Genomic DNA, 19,722 nt, shown 5'->3' on the forward strand with positions numbered 1-19,722 from the left:
TCCCAATGATGAATTGGCTGCAAAGCAGCAGCGACATGGCTGAGCGGATTCGCCAGCATGATTGGGCCAGTACGACCCTCGGGCCAATTGAGCTGTGGCCGGATGTATTGAAGACCACCGTTGCCCTGTGCCTCGCTTCCAGCTTCCCCCAAGCCATCATTTGGGGGCCTCGGTTGATCACGCTCTATAACGACGCGTTTGTCCCCATACTCGGCAATAAACCCTATGCCTTGGGCCGCCCGTTCAGCCAAATCTGGAGCGAAGCCTGGGATGAGATCGGTCCCATCGCCGACGCCGCCTTCGAGGGCCATGCCACCTATATCGAAAACTTCCCCTTGGTGATCGAGCGCAGCGCCACGCCGGAACAGGCCTATTTCACGTTCTGCTACAGCCCGATCCGTGACCCTAAGGGGCGGGTCGTGGGGATGCTCGACACCGTGACGGAAACCACCGCAACGGTGTTCCTCTCTCGCCGCCTGACGGTGCTGGATGCCATCGGCAACGCGGTGGCCAACGCCACCGACGCCGAAACCATCATGACGGCCACCACCCGCCTGCTGGCGCAGCACCTGCAGGTGTCCATTTGTGCCTACGCCGATATGGACGCCGACGAAGACGGCTTCACCATCCGCGACAACTGGACCGCACCCGGTTCGCCCAGCATCACCGGGCACTACAGCCTCAAGGCGTTCGGGCACACGGCGGTCAAGCATCTGCGCGCCGGTGAGCCGCTGGTGATCCGCAATCACCTGGTCGAACTGCCCGCCCATGAATCCCTGAGTTTCCAGGCGCTGGGCGTAGCGGCCACGATCTGCATGCCGCTGATCAAGAACGGTCGCTTGACCGCCCTGATGGCCGTGCACAACAAGACCGAGCGGGACTGGTCAGCCTATGACCTGGCGTTGTTGGGCGAGGTAACCGAGCGTTCGTGGGCGCATATCGAACGCGTACGCGCCAACGCCGCCGTGCGCGAAGGCCTGGCCGCGTTCACAGAGCTCAACGCCACCCTGGAACAACGGGTGGAAGAACGTACACGGCTGTTGACGCAAACCGAAGCCGCCCTGCGTCAGTCGCAAAAACTCGAAGCCATCGGCCAATTGACGGGGGGTGTCGCTCATGACTTCAACAATCTATTGACCATCATTCGTTCGTCGGTGGACTTTCTGCGCCAACCCGGGCTCTCCGAGGAACGCCGCCAACGCTATATGAGCGCGGTTTCCGACACGGTGGAACGCGCCAGCAAGCTGACCAGCCAGCTGCTCGCCTTTGCCCGCCGCCAACCGTTGAATCCGGAAGTCTTCGACGTAGGCCAGCGTGTGCAGAACATCGCTGAAATGCTGGAAAGCGTGACCGGCGCGCGCATTCAGGTTCGCGTCAACCTGCCCGAGCAGCCTTGCCATGTGCGGGTGGACTCCAGCCAGTTTGAAGCGGCATTGATCAATATCGCCCTCAACGCCCGCGATGCCATGGACAGCCAAGGCACCCTGACCCTGAGCGTCGCGCGCCTGCCCGCCTTGCCGCGTATCCGCGGCGATGCCGAATCGCGCCAGCCGTTTGTGGCGGTGTCCCTGGCCGACACGGGCAGCGGTATTGCCGGCGACACTCTGGAGCGCATTTTCGAGCCGTTTTTTACCACCAAGGCCGTCGGCAAAGGCACCGGCCTCGGTTTGTCACAGGTGTTCGGTTTCGCCAAGCAGTCCGGCGGTAACGTCGATGTGGCCAGCACCCTTGGCGAGGGCACGGTATTTACGCTTTACCTGCCCGAAGCGGAACCGCAGCTGACCGGGAACGAGCCCGCCCCCGCCGAGCCGACACCCTTCGACACCAGCACCCTGCGCAATATCCTGATTGTCGAGGACAACCTGGAGGTTGGCCGTTTCGCCAACCAGATCCTTCAGGACCTGGGTTACCAGACCACCTGGGTCACCGATGCCGAACAGGCACTGGCCCTGGCCGGCCCGGATGCCAGGGCATTCGATGCGATTTTCTCGGATGTGGTCATGCCCGGCATGACCGGCGTGGCGATGGCCAAGGTCTTGCGTCAGCGCCGCGCGGACTTGCCCGTGGTGCTGACCTCTGGCTACAGCGACGAGCTGGCAGACAACGGCTATGAAGGGTTTGCATTCCTGGCCAAGCCCTACTCCGCCGACCAAGTGGCGCAAGTGCTGGCCAAGGCAATGCTCAAGGACTGAGCCCTACTCCGCCACGGCCACTTGATTGCGGCCCAGGGCCTTGGCGCGGTACAGCGCCTTGTCAGCGGTATTCATCAGGCCGTGCAGGTCCTGATCCTGGTTGTGGGTCGACGCCACCCCGAGGCTGGCGGTCAAGCCCTGGACCGGGTCCGATGCCAGGCCGGCGATCGCCTTGATCAACTGCTCGGCGATATCCAGCGCGGTTTCCAATGACGTGTTGGGCAGCAGCACCGCAAACTCTTCCCCGCCCAGCCGACCATAGACGTCGGCCTGGCGAAACGAGGCGCTGATCACCCCACCGATCTGGCGCAACACTTGGTCCCCCGCCTGGTGGCCATAGGTGTCGTTGATTTGCTTGAAGTGATCCATGTCCAGCATCAGCGCACACAGGGGCTGCTGGTGATACCGGCACTGCGCGTACAACTGTTGGGCATGTTCGAAAAATGCGCGGCGGTTCATCAGGCCGGTCAATTCGTCGGTCTGTGCGGCGTGGGTGGAAATCGTGTGGGCGCGCTCCATCTCGCGGGTGAGACGAAAGGCTTTCTCCAGGGCGTCGGACATTTTACGCGTGGCGCTGACCACAAACGATGAGAACACCAGCACGGCCAGCGCCATCCCCACCTGCATCGGCGATGGCTGGAACAGCAGCCACAGCGTCGACGGCAACAGTACCAGGCCAACCGAGGCCATGGTCATGTAGCGATAGGCCGAGTAACAGGACACGGCGCTGACGGACATGCCCACGGTAAACAGGATGACCAGGGTCTGGGACAGCCGATCGTCGGTGGGCATCACCGCAAAGGCTCCAACGCCCCAGACGCCGGCAGACAGGCACAGGGTGATCCAATAACGCCGCTCCCAGCGGTCCGGGGTGCGTTCGCTGCCGGGGCAGCGAAACCAGTCCATGAACATCTTGACCCGCAGCAGCGACGAAGCCGCCAACACCAGCAGCCAGACCATCATGACCTGATGATCGAAGCGATCCCAGCACACCCAGCAGAGCATGACGGCAGCGAAGTAACTGCCGAAAATCGCAGCAAAAGATTGGCGAAACAGCTGGTGCAAACGGTCAGTTCGCACCTGCTCTTCTATAAAGCAATCCTCGTCCTGACTACGCCCAAGGCCATTCATGAAACCCGCCCGATTCGACTGCCGCAACAAAGATGCCATTGTGGCATCCTGCCACTAGCGCGGACAACTGAATCCAGTGCGGTAGAGCCTTTAACTGGCTTGCGGACGCAAAATCAGCACCCCCAACGGCGGCAGATTCAACGACAACGACACCGGTTGTCCGTGGCGCGGTTCATCTTCGGTAAACACGCCACCGCCATTGCCGTAATTGGAGCCGGCGTAAGTGTCGGCATCGCTGTTGATCACTTCGCTCCAACGCCCGGCAAACGGCACGCCCACCTTGTATCCCTCACGTGGCACCGGGGTGAAGTTGGCCACCACCAGCACAGGCTTGCCGTCTTTGCTCCAGCGCAGCCAGGCGTACACACTGTTGATCGCGTCATCGCCGATCAGCCACTGGAACCCCTGGGGCGCGTCATCCTGCTCGTGCAGCGCGGGCTCCTCGCGGTACAGGCGGTTCAAGTCGCCCACCAACTTCTGTACCCCCCGGTGTTCCGGGTATTGCAGCAGGTACCAATCCAGTTGCTGATCGTGGTTCCACTCGCGCCACTGGCCGAATTCGCAGCCCATGAACAACAGCTTCTTGCCTGGGTGCATCCACATGAAACTCAGGTAGGCGCGCAGGTTGGCGAATTTCTGCCAGCGGTCGCCGGGCATCTTGTCGATCAGCGAGTGCTTGCCGTGTACCACCTCATCATGGGAGATCGGCAGGATGAAGCGTTCGGACCAGGCGTAGACCAGGCCGAAGCTCAGCTCGTTGTGATGATGGGCGCGGTACACCGGGTCCTGCTGAATGTAATGCAGGGAGTCATGCATCCAGCCCATGTTCCATTTGTAATTGAACCCCAGGCCGCCCTGTTGGGTGGGCTGGCTGACACCGGGCCAGGCGGTGGACTCTTCGGCAATCACCAGTGCCCCCGGAGCTTCCAGGGCCACCACGTCGTTGAGGTGGCGCAGGAAGTCGATGGCTTCCAGGTTCTCGCGGCCGCCATGGCGGTTGGGCACCCACTCGCCGGCCTTGCGCGAATAGTCGCGGTAGAGCATCGAGGCCACCGCATCCACGCGCAGGCCATCGACGTGGAAATGCTTGAGCCAGTGCAGCGCCGACGCCAGCATATAGCCGTGGACTTCGGTGCGGCCCAGGTTATAGATCAGCGTGTCCCAATCCTGGTGGAAGCCTTCCAGCGGGTTGGCGTACTCGTACAGGGCGGTGCCGTCGAACTGCGCCAGGCCATGGGTATCGGTCGGAAAATGCGCCGGCACCCAATCGAGGATCACGCCGATATCGGCCTGGTGACAGGCGTTGACGAAATACGCGAAATCTTCCGGCGAACCAAATCGGGCACTCGGTGCGAACTGCGACAACGCCTGGTAGCCCCAGGAACCGCCAAACGGGTGCTCCATGATCGGCATCAGTTCGATATGGGTAAACCCCAGTTGCTGCACATACGGAATCAAACGCTCGACCAGCTCGCGCCAACCGTACTGACGCGCCACTTCACCGGCTTCGTCCAGCTCGCACTGCCAGGAGCCCACATGCAATTCGTAGATCGACAGCGGCGCGGTGGGCTGCTGCTTCTCTGTGCGCGCCTGCATCCACTCATGGTCCTGCCAATCCACCTGCAACGGCGGGGCGACCTTGGACGCGGTGTCGGGCGGCAGTTGGGTGGCCAGGGCCATCGGGTCAGCCTTGAGCGGCAAGATACCGTGGGCGCCGAGGATCTCGTACTTGTACGCCGCACCCGCTTGCAGGCGCGGGATAAAAATCTCCCACACGCCCGACGGATGACGCAGGCGCATCGGGTGGCGGCGACCGTCCCAGATATTGAAGTCGCCCACCACCGAGACACGCCGCGCGTTCGGTGCCCATACGGCGAAGCGCACGCCCGGCACGCCATCGACCGTGGTCACCTGGGCGCCCAGGCAACTGCTGAGGTCGCGGTGATTACCTTCGGCAAACAGGTACAGGTCCATTTCCCCCAGCAGCAATTGCTGGAAGCTGTACGGGTCTTCGGTGATCTGCTCACCGCCGGCCCACTGGATCTTCAGCACATAAGGCTGGCGTGTCGCGAGATGCCCGACGAACAACCCAGGCACCTGGTTCGCCTCCAGAGTGGCGAGGGGCTCGCCGCCCTCTTTGCTCAACACTTGGACGCTCAAGGCGTCCGGCAGGAACGCGCGGATAAACTGCCCGCCCTGCTCGTCATCATGGGGCCCCAGAATGGAAAAGGGGTCGTGGTGCTCGGCGCGCACCAGCGCTTCGACGTCCTTGGACGCCGGCATTGCTGTCAACTTCGGTTGCAGCGGTTCTTTACTCGTAAAGCTCATGACGTCTCCCCACCGCGTGCAGTTTTCGATTTAGGTGTAAGCCCACTCAGCAGGCCATGCAAGCCCTGCAAGGGCACCGGCAACCAGGTCGGGCGGTTTTCCGCTTCGTAGGCCACTTCGTACGCGGCCTTCTCCAGGCTGAACAACGTCAGCGCCGCGTCCTGGCCTTTGGCATCCTGCCAGTCATGGCCCAGTGTAGCCGTGGCTGCCTGATAAGCCTGGATAAATGCCTGGCGCGCCTCGTTCAGGTAACGGTCGGTCACCCGCTTGCGGGCGGTATCCGCTTCGGGCGAGTGATCGACCCCCTGTCCATTCAGGGCCATGGCCGCTGCGTAATCAAACGACCGCAGTACGCCACTCACATCCTTATAGGGGCTGTGCTTGCCGCGGCGTTCATGCAGCGGCCGCGCCGGCTCCCCTTCAAAGTCAATCAAGTAGGCATCGCCTTTGACCACCAGCACCTGGCCCAGGTGCAAGTCACCATGCACGCGGATCCGCAGGCCACCCACCGTGGCCTTGGCCAGGGTCAGTACGTGGCTGGCGATGGCTTTTTTGTGGTCCAGCAAAGCACTGACCAGCGCCTGATCGGCCGGGTTCAATTGGTGTTGATGCAGCTTGAGCAATTGCAGGGCGCGGTCGATCTGCGCCCCCACATCCTTGGCCCAGGCTTGGGTGTCCTTGACCGTGGTGGCTTCGGGCTTGAAGTCCTTGTTCGTGGTGGGCGCTCCCAGTACCAGGTGCATTTCCCCCAGGCGCTTGCCGAGCAACCCGGCGAAGTCCGCCAGTTCACCCAGGGCGTTGTAGTGCTGCTCCTGTTCGGAGATGGCCTCGGCGAGTTCGTCGCGAATCGCGCGCTCCAGATTATTCTGGGTCCAGCTCCACGCATCGCCCTGATTGCTCAGGTAACCCTGGGCAATCATCAGCAGGTTGTCGTCACCGGCCGCATCGCGGCGAATCACCGACCCCAGCAGCGGCGAGATATTCGGGTATCCAGCGGCGGTCAGGTAGGCACTCATCTCCAGCTCCGGGTGTACCCCGGCGCTGACTTTACGGATCAGCTTGAGCACCAGGCTCTCGCCGACCACCACCGAGCTGTTGGACTGCTCGGCGGCCAGGTAGCGTACCTGGGCGTCCTCGGCCAACTGCAAGGGTGCCAGATGGGAAGTGGCCTCGAAGCGCAGGTCGCCCTCGCTGGAGTTGAGCACGCTGCCGGCCTGCAGGCCCTGGATCACCGCGCGAATAAAGTGCTCTAGGCTGAAGGCATCGGTGACCAGTCCCACCTGGCGCACCCGGCGTACACGGGCCAGGGCCAATTGCTGCGGCAAGGCGCTGGTGAACTGGTCTTCGCCGAGGAAGCCGAAGGGCAACTGGTAACGGCTGACCTGGCCGCCACTGGTCACATCGATCTCGCTGAGCAACACCGGGTGCTCCGGGTCGCCGAAACGCACGCCGTAGGCGATGTGCACGCTGTCGATGGCCGTGTCCTTGCCGGCGAACCAACGCCGTTTCGGCAGCCACGCCGGCAGCACCTGTTGTTCAAGGCTGGCGCGGCAAGGGGCGTCCAGCAATTCTTCCATGCGTTTTTTCAGCACCAGGGTGGTGAAGTCCGGCATGCTCTGCGCCGGTTCCACGTGCCAGCTGGGCATCTGGTTTTCCGCTGCCAGCACAAACCAGTAGAAGCCATACGGCGCCAGGGTCAGCAGGAAATTAAGCTGGCCGATCGGAGGGAAGGCATTCCCGCCGAGCATCTCCACCGGCACCATGCCGGCAAAGGCCGACAGGTCCAGCTCCGCGGCCTGGGCGCTACGCGATACGTTGGCCACGCACAGGATGATTTCCGTGCGGCCATCGTCGCCGGTGAATTCACGGGTATAGGCGAGGATGCGGCGGTTGCTCGGCGAGAGCATCTTCAAGCTGCCGCGGCCAAACGCCTTGGACTGCTTGCGCACCGCCAACATGCGCCGGGTCCAGTTGAGCAATGAGTGGGGGTCCTGGGCCTGGGTTTCGACGTTGACCGACAGGTAGCCGTATTGCGGGTCCATGATCGGCGGCAGCACCAGGCTGGCCGGGTCGGCGCGCGAGAAGCCGCCATTGCGGTCGATGGACCACTGCATCGGCGTGCGCACGCCATCGCGGTCACCGAGGTAGATGTTGTCACCCATGCCGATTTCATCGCCGTAATACAGGGTCGGCGTGCCGGGCATCGACAACAGCAGGCTGTTGAGCAACTCGACACGACGGCGATCGCGCTCCATCAAGGGCGCCAGGCGCCGGCGAATGCCCAGGTTGATCCGCGCACGCCGGTCGGCTGCGTAGTAGTTCCACAGGTAGTCGCGCTCTTTGTCGGTGACCATCTCCAGCGTCAGCTCATCGTGGTTGCGCAGGAAGATCGCCCATTGGCAGTTGGCGGGGATCTCTGGGGTCTGGCGCAGGATGTCGGTGATCGGGAAGCGGTCTTCCTGGGCCAGGGCCATGTACATGCGCGGCATCAATGGAAAGTGAAAGGCCATATGGCATTCATCACCGTCATCGCCCTTTTTGTCACCGAAGTACAGTTGGGTGTCTTCCGGCCACTGGTTGGCTTCGGCGAGCAGCATGCGGTCAGGGTAATGGGCGTCGATTTCGGCTCGGATCTGCTTGAGGACGTCGTGGGTCTCCGGCAGGTTTTCATTGTTGGTGCCGTCACGCTCGATCAGGTACGGGATGGCGTCCAGGCGCAGGCCGTCGATCCCCATGTCCAGCCAGTAACGCATCACCGACAGCACGGCCTTCATGACCTGCGGGTTGTCGAAGTTGAGGTCCGGCTGATGGGAATAGAAGCGGTGCCAGAAGTACTGGCCGGCGACCGGGTCCCAGGTCCAGTTGGACTTTTCGGTGTCGAGGAAGATGATGCGCGTGCCATCGTATTTCTGGTCGTCATCGGACCATACGTAGAAGTCGCGAGCCGCCGAGCCGGGCTTGGCCTTGCGCGCGCGCTGGAACCAGGGGTGCTGGTCGGAGGTGTGGTTGATCACCAGCTCGGTGATCACCCGCAGCCCGCGCTTATGGGCTTCGGCGATAAAGCGCTTGGCGTCGGCCATGGTCCCGTAGTCGCTGTGCACGCCACGGTATTCAGCGATGTCATAGCCGTCATCACGGCGTGGCGAAGGGTAGAACGGCAGCAGCCAGATGGTGTTCACACCGAGGTCGGCGATGTAGTCGAGCTTGGCGATCAGCCCGGGAAAGTCACCGATGCCGTCGTTATTGGAGTCGAAATAGGATTTGACGTGAACCTGGTAAATCACCGCGTCCTTGTACCAGAGCGGGTCTTTGATAAAGGTGGCAGCCTTGGGTTTCTTCGCCATTGGAAACTCCTGAAATACTGAAATTCTTGCAAACTGAACGCGGTCAAGGTGGGAGGGGCTTGCCCCCTCCCAGCTGTTGATCTTCGCCAGGCTCAGGAGGTGGTGATACGCCAGATCCCGAACGGCATCTGCGGCTCCAGCCGCGTCCACTGGTTCTTGCCGTACCAGGTCCAGCGATGGCCGTTCATCAAGTCTTCACCCTGGATCTGCGCATCGTCCGGCAGGCCCAGCTCCCAGAGCGGTAACTCGAAATGGGCTTCCTGCGCGTTGAAGGGGTCGAGGTTGACTGCCACCAGGATGAAGTTGCTGCCGTCCTCGCTGCGCTTGCCGAAGTACAGGATGTTGTCGTTCCAGGCGTTGTACAGCTTCAGGCCCAAGTGGGTCTGCAACGCCGGATTCTGTCGGCGGATGCGATTGAGCTGGGCGATCTCGGCAATGATGTTGCCCGGCGCGGTGAAGTCCCGTGGGCGGATCTCGTACTTCTCCGAGTCCAGGTATTCTTCCTTGCCCGGTACCGGCGCGGCTTCGCACAGTTCAAAACCTGAATACATGCCCCACAGCCCCGAGCCCATGCTGGCCAACACGGCGCGGATCAAGAAGCCCGGACGCCCGGACTCATGCAGGAAGCCTGGGTTGATGTCCGGCGTATTGACGAAGAAGTTCGGCCGGTAGCATTCGCGCCACGGTGACTGGTTCAACTGCGTCAGGTACTCGCTCAGTTCGGCCTTGGTGTTACGCCAGGTGAAATAGGTGTAGCTCTGGGAGTATCCGACCTTGCCCAGGCGCGCCATCATCGCGGGGGTGGTGAAGGCTTCGGCGAGGAAGATCACTTCCGGGTGCTTGGCCCTGACATCACTGATCAGCCATTGCCAGAACGGCAGCGGCTTGGTGTGAGGGTTGTCGACGCGAAAGGTCTTCACGCCCTCTTCCACCCAACCGACCACGATGTCCCGCAGCTCGGTCCATAGGCCGGGGATGGCATCGGCGGCGTAAAAGTCGACGTTGACGATGTCCTGGTATTTTTTCGGCGGGTTTTCCGCGTATTTGATCGTGCCGTCCGGGCGCCAGTTGAACCAGCCTGGGTGCTGCTTGAGCCAGGGGTGGTCCTGGGAGCACTGGATGGCAAAGTCCAGGGCGATTTCCAAACCATGCTCGGCGGCGGCCTTGACCAGGCGGCGAAAGTCATCGCGGCTGCCCAGTTGCGGGTGGATGGCTTCGTGGCCGCCCTCCTCGCTGCCGATCGCGTAGGGGCTACCTGGATCATCCGGGCCGGCCGTGAGCGCGTTGTTCTTGCCCTTGCGGTGGCTGCGGCCGATGGGGTGGATCGGCGGGAAGTACAGCACATCGAAGCCCATGTCATGGATCATCGACAGCCGCGAGTGCACATCATTGAAGGTGCCGTGGCGTGCGGGATCGTCGGTGATCGAACGGGGAAACAGTTCGTACCAACTGGCAAATTGTGCGGCTTCGCGCTCCACATCGATCGGGTATACGGTGCTGATGCTCAAGTAGGCGCGGTGGTCGGCCTGGGTCATGAGATGCGCACTGTCTTCGTGCAAAAACAGCGCGACCTGCTCGGTTTCCAGCAGGCCGGAGAGTTCGTGGTGCAGCAGCATCAGGCGGTCGCGCAGCTCGTTGTCACTGCGTTCGGCGGCCTGCAACACCAGGCTGCGGCCTTCCTGCAACTCCAGGCTGACCGGCACCCCGGCCTCGTGTTTCTTGCGCAGTTCGTAGCAGAAGCTGGCGAAGGTATCGATCCAGGCTTCGATGCAATACTCGTGGGGCCCCTGCTGGACGACGCTAAAAGCACCCTCCCAGCCATCGTTGCCCACATCGGCCATGACCACGCTGTGCCAGCTTTCTTCGTGCAACGCACGCCAGCGGATCAGCACGGCGAGCTTGTCGTGCCCATCGGCGAACACCTTGCTGGTGACATTGACACGCTGGCCCACCACGGCCTTTACGGCAAATTCGCCGCCATCAATCACGGGGGTGGTGCTTTCAATCGCGATCCTGGGCAACAACAGCGCCTGGGACAACGGCAATAAGGATTCCTTTGGAGCCAGTGTTTCAGCAGTCATCGAGCATCTTCCCCTTACGCCCTGTGGACGCTCTTTGCTTGATCCGAATTCTGATACGGCGCCGCTCTCCCTGAGCAGGGCCGTATAAGGTCCGAGCCTGCACCCTGGTTAAAAGTTCAGGCGGATATGCCGCCATTGGGCGGGGAATCAATTCCCTCCACCCGATGTCCACCGCTAGAGCAAAGCACAAACGAGGCCATACCGATGAATATCCCGATCCCGGCTGAAACACCCGACCCGAATATCGATAACCCGACGCTGCCGCCCACAGAGCCTGAGCCCATTCCAGAACAAGAACCACCTGAAAACGAGCCACCGCCGGTGGAGGAGCCACCGACGACGATCGCCCCCGTGATGTCGAGTACCTCTGGGAACTGACCTTAACAAGCGAAATACCCTACTGGCTCGAACGGTGAAGTCCTTACTTCGTCTGAATGGACATTGGTGATACTGACCGCGCATAGACGTCATCCCAAGACGACTCGCTTACCCAAGCACTCGCGAGGACACATTATGTCAGCCATCCATCAAATACCGACGCCCCACTCCGCACGCCCTCCAAGCCAGCATCGTGCGGAACGGGGCCTCCCTCCCGCGTCTTCAGTCGTAACCACACAAGCCCTGGAGGCCCTGCTCCGCTCAGGCCCGAACCACGCCAGGCAACCCAAGCGACCCGAAAACCCCGAGCCGGCCCCTTCAAGCACGGCAACGATGAAGCAAAGCCTCACTGACCTGGGTGCCCAGGTAAACCGAAGCACGGTTGAACACATGCTGCGTGATCCAACATCCAGAGGGTCTATAGACACCTTCAACAAAATTGGCACGCTATTGACGACCGACAAGATCAGCACCTTATTGTCCGGGCCCGATGCAAACGACAACGTCAAGGTCCTCGAGAAGGTCGAATCTCAATTGAGCAAAGATGCGATCGACACTGTCCTGTCTCCCTTCGAGGCTGAGCAGGTCGACAGCTATCGGAACCATGTCGAGTCGGCCCTGTTCGACCTGAAGTACAGATTAATGACCGCCCCGCTTGAAAGCCGATTTGATCTCGTGCGCCGCTTTGCCAGTAAAAAGCATGAGCCTTTGCTGGATATCCAGGACAACCTTGCTCAAGCAAATGCCAGGGCGACGTCCCTGTGTTCCATTTCCGCGCTGGTGAGAAAAGCAATCGGGTCGTTGAAGTTCCCACACCCCACTGATCTGGAGAATCGCATACCCACTGACACACCCCACAAACCGTGCACGGTTCGGCCCAATATCTACCGTTACACCAGCATCCAGGAGTCTTCCCTCGACGCCCCCAGCGAAGTCCGGGATTTCGTGCACGGTCAAGACAAACTGGATGTTTCAGGTATTCGCAGACAACTCAATAAACCATTGCAATGGGTCCACCAACTATCCGGGGCCAGTGGGGAAATGCAGCTGAAGTACTCCCCCACCACCAACACGAGCGTTCTGGTGATTTCAGGTAACCCGTCGGAGCCAGCGTTTGTCGCAAAGATATTTGGGCAATTGAAGGAAACCGACCTGTTGAGCTGAGCGGTGGTCATTGATCCTTCTCAAAGACCTTGACGATCCTCGGCATCACGCTGAACACCGCCAGGGCCAGTAACGTACTGAGCACCGCCGTCGACTCGCGCCCCATCCCCGCCGCCACCCCAATGGCGGCGGTCATCCACAACCCGGCGGCGGTGGTCAGGCCCTTGACGTGCTGGCCCTCCTCGTCCTCCTTGCCTTTGAGGATAGTGCCCGCCCCCAGGAACCCAATCCCGGCAATCACCCCCTGCACCACCCGGCTCATGGCATCCGCCTGGTTGCCGGACATCTGTGGCACCAACACGAACAGCGCGGCGCCCAGGGCCACCAGCATGTGCGTACGCACCCCGGCCGCCTTGCCCTTGTGCTCACGTTCAAAACCGAGGACCCCGCCCAGGAGCGCGGCGATCAACAAGCGTACGGTGATCTGGGTGAGTTGCTTCGCATCGGTAATATCGGCGAATTCGGCTTGCAGGGTTTGCCAGACTTCGTGCCACCAAGCGTCCATGGAACCTGTCCTGTATAGGGGTCGATAAAGCATGGACCGCAGCGACCGCCAGTCAGTTGCCTGGAACCACTGCCGATGGCATGCCCCTAACCTTCATAGCCTATGAAAAGGGAGATCAGCATGACCGTACGTATCGAAAACCATCTGTGCTATTTCATGCTCGATGAAAACGGCCAGGAACAAAGCGTGCCGGCTACCCGAGTCAAGGTCCTCACCGACAACGACAAAGCCATGTCTTACGTGGACCTGGCCGGCCAGCGGATCTATATCACCGAAGCCGAGGCCGACGCCCTGACGGTCGAGGGTGCAACGGATGCACGCAACCACGTCAAGGCCGAAGAGCCTGGTTCGCTGATTTAATTGATCTGCGTCAGCATCGCCAAATCAAGCCTGCACCCCAGGCGCTACGGGGTGCAGCACATTGTCGCAGCGCTAGGCCACCAACGCATCTGATCCGCTTTTTATCGCCATACCTGAGTCTGTTATGCAAACAGAGCGACGGGCATAGTTCATCCGCCTGATGGAGGCTGATGAGCGAACGACCATGAGCGAAATAATCCCCGTCCGAACCGTGGAACCCCATGCACCTGCGCACCCAAAGAAGGTGAAGGCCGCATCCAGCGACAACCTGATTCACACCCGCAGCTTTACCGGCCTGTTTCGTACCTTGCGCGTGAGCGGTGCAGGCTTTCTGTTCCTGGCCTTCTTCGGCACCGTGTGGCTGAACTGGGGCGGTCGCCAGGCCGTGCTGTGGGACCTGGCTGAAAGCAAATTCCATATCTTTGGCGCGACCTTCTGGCCCCAGGACTTCATCCTGCTGTCGGCGCTGCTGATCATCTGCGCCTTCGGCCTGTTTGCGATCACTGTGTTTGCTGGCCGCGTATGGTGCGGCTACACCTGCCCGCAAAGCTCCTTTACCTGGTTGTTCATGTGGTGCGAAAAAATCACCGAAGGCGAACGCAACCAGCGCATCAAGCTGCAAGCGGCCCCCTGGAGCCTGAATAAACTGGCGCGGCGCTCGGCCAAACATACGTTGTGGCTGGGCATCAGTGTGCTGACCGGGCTGACTTTTGTCGGCTACTTCACCCCCATTCGCCCGCTGGCCACCGAACTGCTGACCTGGCAGATGGGGGGCGTGAGCCTGTTCTGGGTCCTGTTTTTCACCGCAGCCACCTATATCAATGCCGGCTGGCTGCGCGAAGCCGTGTGCATGCACATGTGCCCCTACGCCCGGTTCCAGAGCGTGATGTTCGACAAAGACACCCTGACCATCTCCTACGATGTGGCCCGTGGCGAAAGCCGCGGCCCGCGCAAACGCGAGGTGAAACCGGCGGATGTCGGCCTGGGCGACTGTATCGACTGCCAGTTGTGCGTGCAGGTCTGCCCCACCGGCATCGATATCCGCGACGGCCTGCAAATGGAGTGCATCGGCTGCGCGGCGTGCATCGACGCCTGCGATTCGATCATGGACAAAATGGGCTATGCCCGTGGCCTGGTGAGCTATACCTCCGAACATCAACTGCAAGGTGGCAAGACTCACCTGCTGCGGCCGCGCCTGATCGGCTACAGTGCCGTGCTGCTGGTGATGATCGCGGCGCTGGTGGTGGCGTTGGTGCAACGGCCGATGGTGTCGCTGGACGTTACCAAGGACCGTGGCATGTTCCGCGAGAACGCCCAGGGCTTGATCGAAAACATCTACAGCCTCAAGGTCATCAACAAGACGCAGCAGCGCCAGGATTACCGCCTGGAGCTGGTGGACGCCGAAGGCTTCCAACTGCAGGGCAAGACCGAGATCAGCCTGGCACCCGGGGAAATCAGCGATGTGCCGGTATCGGTGGCATTGCTGGCCGACAAGCCGGCGAGCAGCTCGCAGACGTTGCGGTTCAAGGTGTCGGATGTGGATGAACCCTGGATCTACAGTGCGGCCGATAGCCGCTTCGTGGCGCCGCTCAACCGCTGAGACCTCGGTACCGAGAATGATAAAGATCAAATGTGGGAGGTGGGCTTTTTTGTAGGAGCGAGGGGGACGCCTAGTTCTTGCTCGCGAAGAACTCAAAGGCGCCGCGTTGATTCAGGAAGTACGCGTTATCGTTGACGTTTTTCGCGAGCGAGCTCGCTCCTACAGAAGGCGATGTACGGCATCAGGGCTCTCCCAATCGGATCTCCACTCATATAAAACACGTGTTTAAGGCCAAAATGAAACGCTACGAAAAATTCGCCGATGACATTGCCGAACTGATCCGCTCCGGCGTCCTCGGCCCCGGCCAACGGGTGCCCTCGGTGCGCTATGCCAGCCAGACCTACGGCGTCAGCCCATCCACCGTCTTCCAGGCCTACTACCTGCTGGAGCGCCGGGGCCTGATCCGTGCGCGTCCGCGCTCCGGCTACTTCGTCAATACCCATGCACCCAGCCCGTTTTCCGAGCCGGTGGTGAGCGAGCAGGTCCACGAGTCCACCGAGGTCGATGTGAGCGAACTGGTGTTCTCGGTACTCGACTCCATCAAGGACCCGAACACCGTGCCCTTCGGTTCGGCCTTCCCCAGCCCGATGCTGTTCCCGCTGCCACGCCTGGCCCGCTCCCTGGCCAGCGCCAGCCGTGAGATGGACCCGCGCCTGGTGGTCACCGACATGTCGCCGGGCAACCCGCAATTGCGACGCCAGATTGCCCTGCGCTACATGGTCGGCGGGCTGATGCTGCCCATGGAAGAACTGCTGATCACCAACGGGGCGCTGGAGGCCCTGAACCTGTGCCTGCAGGCCGTCACCGAGCCGGGTGACCTGGTGGCCATTGAAGCCCCCGCGTTCTATGCCTGCCTGCAAGTACTGGAACGCCTGAAGCTCAAGGCGGTGGAGATCCCGGTGCATCCACGCGATGGCATTGACCTTAACGCGTTGTCGCAAAGCCTTGAGCGCTACCCGATCAAGGCCTGCTGGACCATGACCAGCTTCCAGAACCCCATGGGCGCCACACTGCCAGAGTCGAAGAAACAGGAACTGGTGGAGCTGTTGCGCCGTCACCAGGTGCCGCTGATCGAAGACGACGTCTACGCCGAGCTGTACTACGGGCAACAGGCACCGAAACCGGCCAAGGCCTTCGACACCGAGGGCCTGGTGATGCACTGCGGTTCATTCGCCAAGAGCCTGGCCCCGGGTTACCGGGTTGGCTGGGTCGCGGCCGGGCGTTATGCGCAGAAGGTCGAGCGCTTGAAGCTGATGACCTCGCTCTGCCCGTCGATGCCGGCCCAGGCAGCCATCGCCGACTACCTGCAACACGGCGGCTATGATCGGCACCTGCGCAAATTGCGCTATGCCCTGGAAGAACAGCAAAGCGCCATGCTTGCCGCCATTGCACGCTACTTTCCGGCGCAGACACGGGTCAGCCAGCCGGCCGGCGGCTACTTCCTGTGGTTGGAACTGCCAGAGCAGACAGACTCGTTGAAATTGTTCCAGATGGCTTTGGCCCAGGGCATCAGCATTGCGCCGGGACCGATTTTCTCGGCAACCCAGCGTTTCCGCAATTGCATTCGCTTGAACTATGGCAGCCCATGGACCGAGGCGTCGGAAAAGGCGATGGAGACGTTGGGCCGGATCGTAAGGTCATTCTGAGCTGGAACCCGGCGGAGTAATGAACCTGCGCCGACTTCCGAGCTGATTGCGCTGACGCTTAACGGCCACCGCCCAGGTCGACAAATGTGCCCGTGGCATAAGAAGCCTTATCCGACAACAACCAGATAATCGCTTCCGCCACTTCATCCGGGCGCCCGCCCCGGGCCATGGGGATGCCAGACTCCAGCTTGCTGACCCGATTCGGGTCACCGCTCAAGGCATGGAAGTCGGTAAAGATATAGCCGGGGCGCACCGCGTTGACACGAATGCCTTCGCCCGCGACTTCCTTCGACAAGCCAATGGTGAAGGTATCGAGCGCGCCCTTGGAGGCTGCGTAATCGACATACTCGCCCGGTGAGCCGAGCCGCGCGGCCACCGACGACACGTTGACGATACTGCCGCCCTGCCCGCCATGCTTGGGCGACATGCGCAGCACGGCATGCTTGGCACACAGGATCGGGCCAAGCACATTGGTCTTCATGACTTTCAGGATGCGAAACTCGGACATTTCGTCCACCCGCGATTTATGCCCCACGGTGCCAGCATTGTTGACCAACGCCGTGACCCGGCCCAGTTCAGCATCGACGCGATGAAACAGTGCGATCACTTCATCTTCGATGCTGACATCCGCCCGCACGGCAATCGCCTGGGCGCCCAGGGCCCGAACCTGTTCAAGCACGCGGTGCGCGGCGTCTTCGTCGGACTGGTAATTGATGCAGATGCGATAGCCCTCGCGAGCGGCCAGCAATGCCGTCTCGGCGCCAATCCCACGGCTGCCCCCGGTGATGATGACGACTTTGTCCATGCGTGCGGTCCCCTGTTTCAACCTGATGTTTATGCATGAATCCAATACTAACTGTCACCTACGGCTTTTGTCAGGCGCCAACGCGTCTTCGACGCGCTGGATGCCGACCATGAAGCCGTCAGCCGGCAGCGGGTGTCCGAGCAGATAACCTTGCAGGGAATCACAGCCCAGGCGGGTCAGGAAACGCTGCTGCGCATCGGTTTCCACGCCTTCGGCGACGATTCGCAGGCCCAGGGCCTGGCCCAGGGCGACAATGGCCGAGACGATGGCGGCATCGTCGCTGTCGTGCTCCAGGTCGCGTACAAACCCACGGTCGATCTTCAGTTCGTTGGCCGGCAGGCGCTTGAGGTACATCAGGCTGGAATAGCCGGTGCCAAAGTCATCGATGGACAGATCGACCCCCATGTCGGAAAGCTGCTGCAACACCGTCATGCTCGCATCGGCATCGCGCATGGCGGTGGTCTCGGTGATCTCCAGGGTCAGGCTGTTGGCCGGCAACTGGTGACGCTCCAAGGCCGCCGCCACACTCTGGACCAGCCCCCCATGGCAGAACTGCAACGCCGAGAGGTTAACGGCAATGCGCCACCCCTCGTAGCCCTGGCCGTACCACTCGCGCATCTGGCGGCAGGCTTCATTGAGCACCCATTCCCCCATCGGGATGATCAGCCCAGTCTTTTCCGCCAATTCGATAAACGTGTCGGGCAACAGCAAACCGTGCTGCGGATGCTCCCAGCGCAGCAACGCTTCGGCCCCTACCGGGAGACCACTGACGGCGTCGAATTTGGGCTGGTAATACAACCGGAACTGCTGGTGTTCGAGGGCATTGCGCAGGTCCTGCAACAACTGCAGCTGCTTGCGCGCGTTAGTGTTCATCGACACATCGAAGAAGCTGTAGCCGTTCTTGCCCATGCCCTTGGCGTGGTACATCGCGGCATCGGCGTTCATCAGCAGCTCCTGGGGGTTACCGCCGTTGCCGGGGTACAGGGCAATGCCGACGCTGGCGGAGATTTTCAACGCATGCTCGGCCACCTGGAACGCGCGATTGATCAACGACACCTGGCGTTCAGCCAGGCCGAGGGCATCATCCGGCTGCGTCAGTTGCACCAGCAGCACGAACTCATCCCCGCCGATACGCGCCAGGGTGTCCTGGCTGCGCAGGTCTTCACGCAGGCGCTGGCCGACCTCGCGCAGCAACTGATCCCCCAGGTGGTGGCCGAAGGCATCGTTGACCGGTTTGAAGCCATCCAGGTCGATAAACATCAGGGCGAAGCAACCGCCCTGCTCCTTAACGGCCTGCATCGCCTGCTGAATACGGTCTGCGAGCAAGGTGCGATTGGGCAGGCCGGTGAGCATGTCGTGCAGGGCCAGGTGGGTCAGTTCCTGGTTCGCCAGGGTCAGGGAGTCGGCGAGTATGGCGGTGCGGGCTTCCAGGCGCGCATCAAGCAGCGAGGTCAGCAATGCAATGGCAAGCACGGCCAAGGTCGTCACCAGCACCAGGTTATCCAGGCCCTTGCCACTTAAGCCGGTCAAGGCGGCGCCGCAAAAACTGTCATCGGCAAAGCGTGCCGCGGCCATACCGGTGTAATGCATGCCAACAATGGCAAACCCCATTACCACCGCCGCCCCGCCACGTACCAGGCGTACGTAGGGAGTATTGCGCCGAAGGTTAAAGGCGATCCAAAGTGCCGCGCCGGACGCCACCACCGCTATCAGCAACGACACGCCAAACAAGCCGGGGTCGTAGTCGATGCCGGGCGTCATGCGCATCGCGGCCATGCCGGTGTAATGCATGCTGGCGATGCCCATCCCCATGACCAGCGCGCCAAACACCAGCTGCCAGGCGGGCAGGTGCTGCTGGCTCACCAGCCATAAGGCAAAACCGCTGGACAACACCGCGATCAACAGCGACAGCGCGGTAATGCCCAGGTCAAATCCCAGGGCAAACGGCAGGCGCAGCGCCAACATGCCGATAAAGTGCATGGACCACACCCCCACGCCCATGGCCAGCGCCCCGCCTGCTATCCATAGATAAACCGCGCGCCCGCTGGCCGTGGCGATGCGGCCACTGAGGTCCAGCGCGGTATAGGACGCGAGGATCGCAACGAACAGGGAGATCACGACCAGGGAGGGAGAATAACTACCGACAAGCATGCAATTTCTCGTGCGCAACGGGCCGGAGAGGCCCGTG

General features: G+C 61.5%; 13 protein-coding genes. 6 read left to right on the forward strand and 7 right to left on the reverse strand.

Features of this window, described 5'->3' with window-relative positions:
* The first annotated feature begins 5 nt into the window (after window positions 1-5).
* Window positions 6-2,192 (forward strand): GAF domain-containing protein, encoded by a 2,187-nt coding sequence (locus tag P2T68_RS20990; protein ID WP_102624223.1) that lies wholly within the window; start codon window positions 6-8, stop codon window positions 2,190-2,192.
* 3 nt (window positions 2,193-2,195) lie between these two features.
* On the opposite strand, the gene P2T68_RS20995 is transcribed toward P2T68_RS20990, so the two are convergent.
* From P2T68_RS20995 to P2T68_RS21010, 4 genes are all read right to left on the reverse strand, one after another.
* A complete protein-coding gene (locus P2T68_RS20995; protein ID WP_024075168.1) occupies window positions 2,196-3,362 on the reverse strand; it encodes a GGDEF domain-containing protein in 1,167 nt (388 codons plus the stop codon).
* A gap of 51 nt (window positions 3,363-3,413) precedes the next feature.
* Window positions 3,414-5,651, reverse strand: a complete 2,238-nt coding sequence (gene glgB, locus P2T68_RS21000; protein WP_102624225.1) for a 1,4-alpha-glucan branching protein GlgB — start codon at window positions 5,649-5,651, stop codon at window positions 3,414-3,416.
* On the reverse strand, window positions 5,648-8,995 hold the full coding sequence (gene treS, locus P2T68_RS21005) for a maltose alpha-D-glucosyltransferase (RefSeq protein WP_150294061.1): 3,348 nt from the start codon (window positions 8,993-8,995) through the stop codon (window positions 5,648-5,650). The genes glgB and treS overlap by 4 nt, the downstream gene beginning before the upstream one ends.
* A gap of 92 nt (window positions 8,996-9,087) precedes the next feature.
* Entirely contained in the window at window positions 9,088-11,076 is a 1,989-nt protein-coding gene (locus tag P2T68_RS21010; RefSeq protein ID WP_024075165.1) for an alpha-1,4-glucan--maltose-1-phosphate maltosyltransferase, read from the reverse strand.
* Window positions 11,077-11,280: 204 nt separating this feature from the next.
* On the opposite strand from P2T68_RS21010, the gene P2T68_RS21015 reads away from it, so the two are divergent.
* A complete protein-coding gene (locus tag P2T68_RS21015) occupies window positions 11,281-11,454 on the forward strand; it encodes a hypothetical protein (RefSeq protein ID WP_168233082.1) in 174 nt (57 codons plus the stop codon).
* A gap of 333 nt (window positions 11,455-11,787) precedes the next feature.
* Window positions 11,788-12,618: a M10 family metallopeptidase C-terminal domain-containing protein gene (locus tag P2T68_RS21020; RefSeq protein ID WP_051448884.1), complete on the forward strand. Its 831-nt coding sequence runs from the start codon at window positions 11,788-11,790 to the stop codon at window positions 12,616-12,618.
* 7 nt (window positions 12,619-12,625) lie between these two features.
* Here the strand turns inward: P2T68_RS21020 and P2T68_RS21025 are convergent, their stop codons facing one another.
* Window positions 12,626-13,123, reverse strand: a complete 498-nt coding sequence (locus P2T68_RS21025; RefSeq protein ID WP_168233084.1) for an MgtC/SapB family protein — start codon at window positions 13,121-13,123, stop codon at window positions 12,626-12,628.
* A gap of 120 nt (window positions 13,124-13,243) precedes the next feature.
* On the opposite strand from P2T68_RS21025, the gene P2T68_RS21030 reads away from it, so the two are divergent.
* The 3 genes from P2T68_RS21030 (at window position 13,244) to mapR (ending at window position 16,729) form a co-directional block, all read left to right on the forward strand.
* Entirely contained in the window at window positions 13,244-13,483 is a 240-nt protein-coding gene (locus P2T68_RS21030) for a DUF3203 family protein (protein WP_024075162.1), read from the forward strand.
* A gap of 184 nt (window positions 13,484-13,667) precedes the next feature.
* Entirely contained in the window at window positions 13,668-15,083 is a 1,416-nt protein-coding gene (gene ccoG / locus P2T68_RS21035) for a cytochrome c oxidase accessory protein CcoG (protein WP_277378240.1), read from the forward strand.
* 236 nt (window positions 15,084-15,319) lie between these two features.
* A complete protein-coding gene (gene mapR / locus P2T68_RS21040) occupies window positions 15,320-16,729 on the forward strand; it encodes a GntR family transcriptional regulator MpaR (protein WP_024075160.1) in 1,410 nt (469 codons plus the stop codon).
* A gap of 58 nt (window positions 16,730-16,787) precedes the next feature.
* On the opposite strand, the gene P2T68_RS21045 is transcribed toward mapR, so the two are convergent.
* Together P2T68_RS21045 and P2T68_RS21050 are read right to left on the reverse strand one after the other, a co-directional pair.
* The gene (locus P2T68_RS21045) at window positions 16,788-17,534 is read right to left on the reverse strand and encodes an SDR family oxidoreductase (RefSeq protein ID WP_024075159.1); all 747 of its coding nucleotides are present in this window, start codon (window positions 17,532-17,534) and stop codon (window positions 16,788-16,790) included.
* Window positions 17,535-17,588: 54 nt separating this feature from the next.
* Window positions 17,589-19,685 carry an EAL domain-containing protein gene (locus P2T68_RS21050; RefSeq protein WP_024075158.1) on the reverse strand — a complete coding sequence of 699 codons (2,097 nt, stop codon included), beginning with the start codon at window positions 19,683-19,685 and terminating at the stop codon, window positions 17,589-17,591.
* Window positions 19,686-19,722: the final 37 nt, after the last annotated feature.

Origin of the sequence: Pseudomonas sp. G11 (assembly GCF_029457515.1) — a bacterium.
In the GTDB taxonomy this organism is placed as follows: Bacteria; Pseudomonadota; Gammaproteobacteria; order Pseudomonadales; family Pseudomonadaceae; genus Aquipseudomonas; species Aquipseudomonas gorinensis.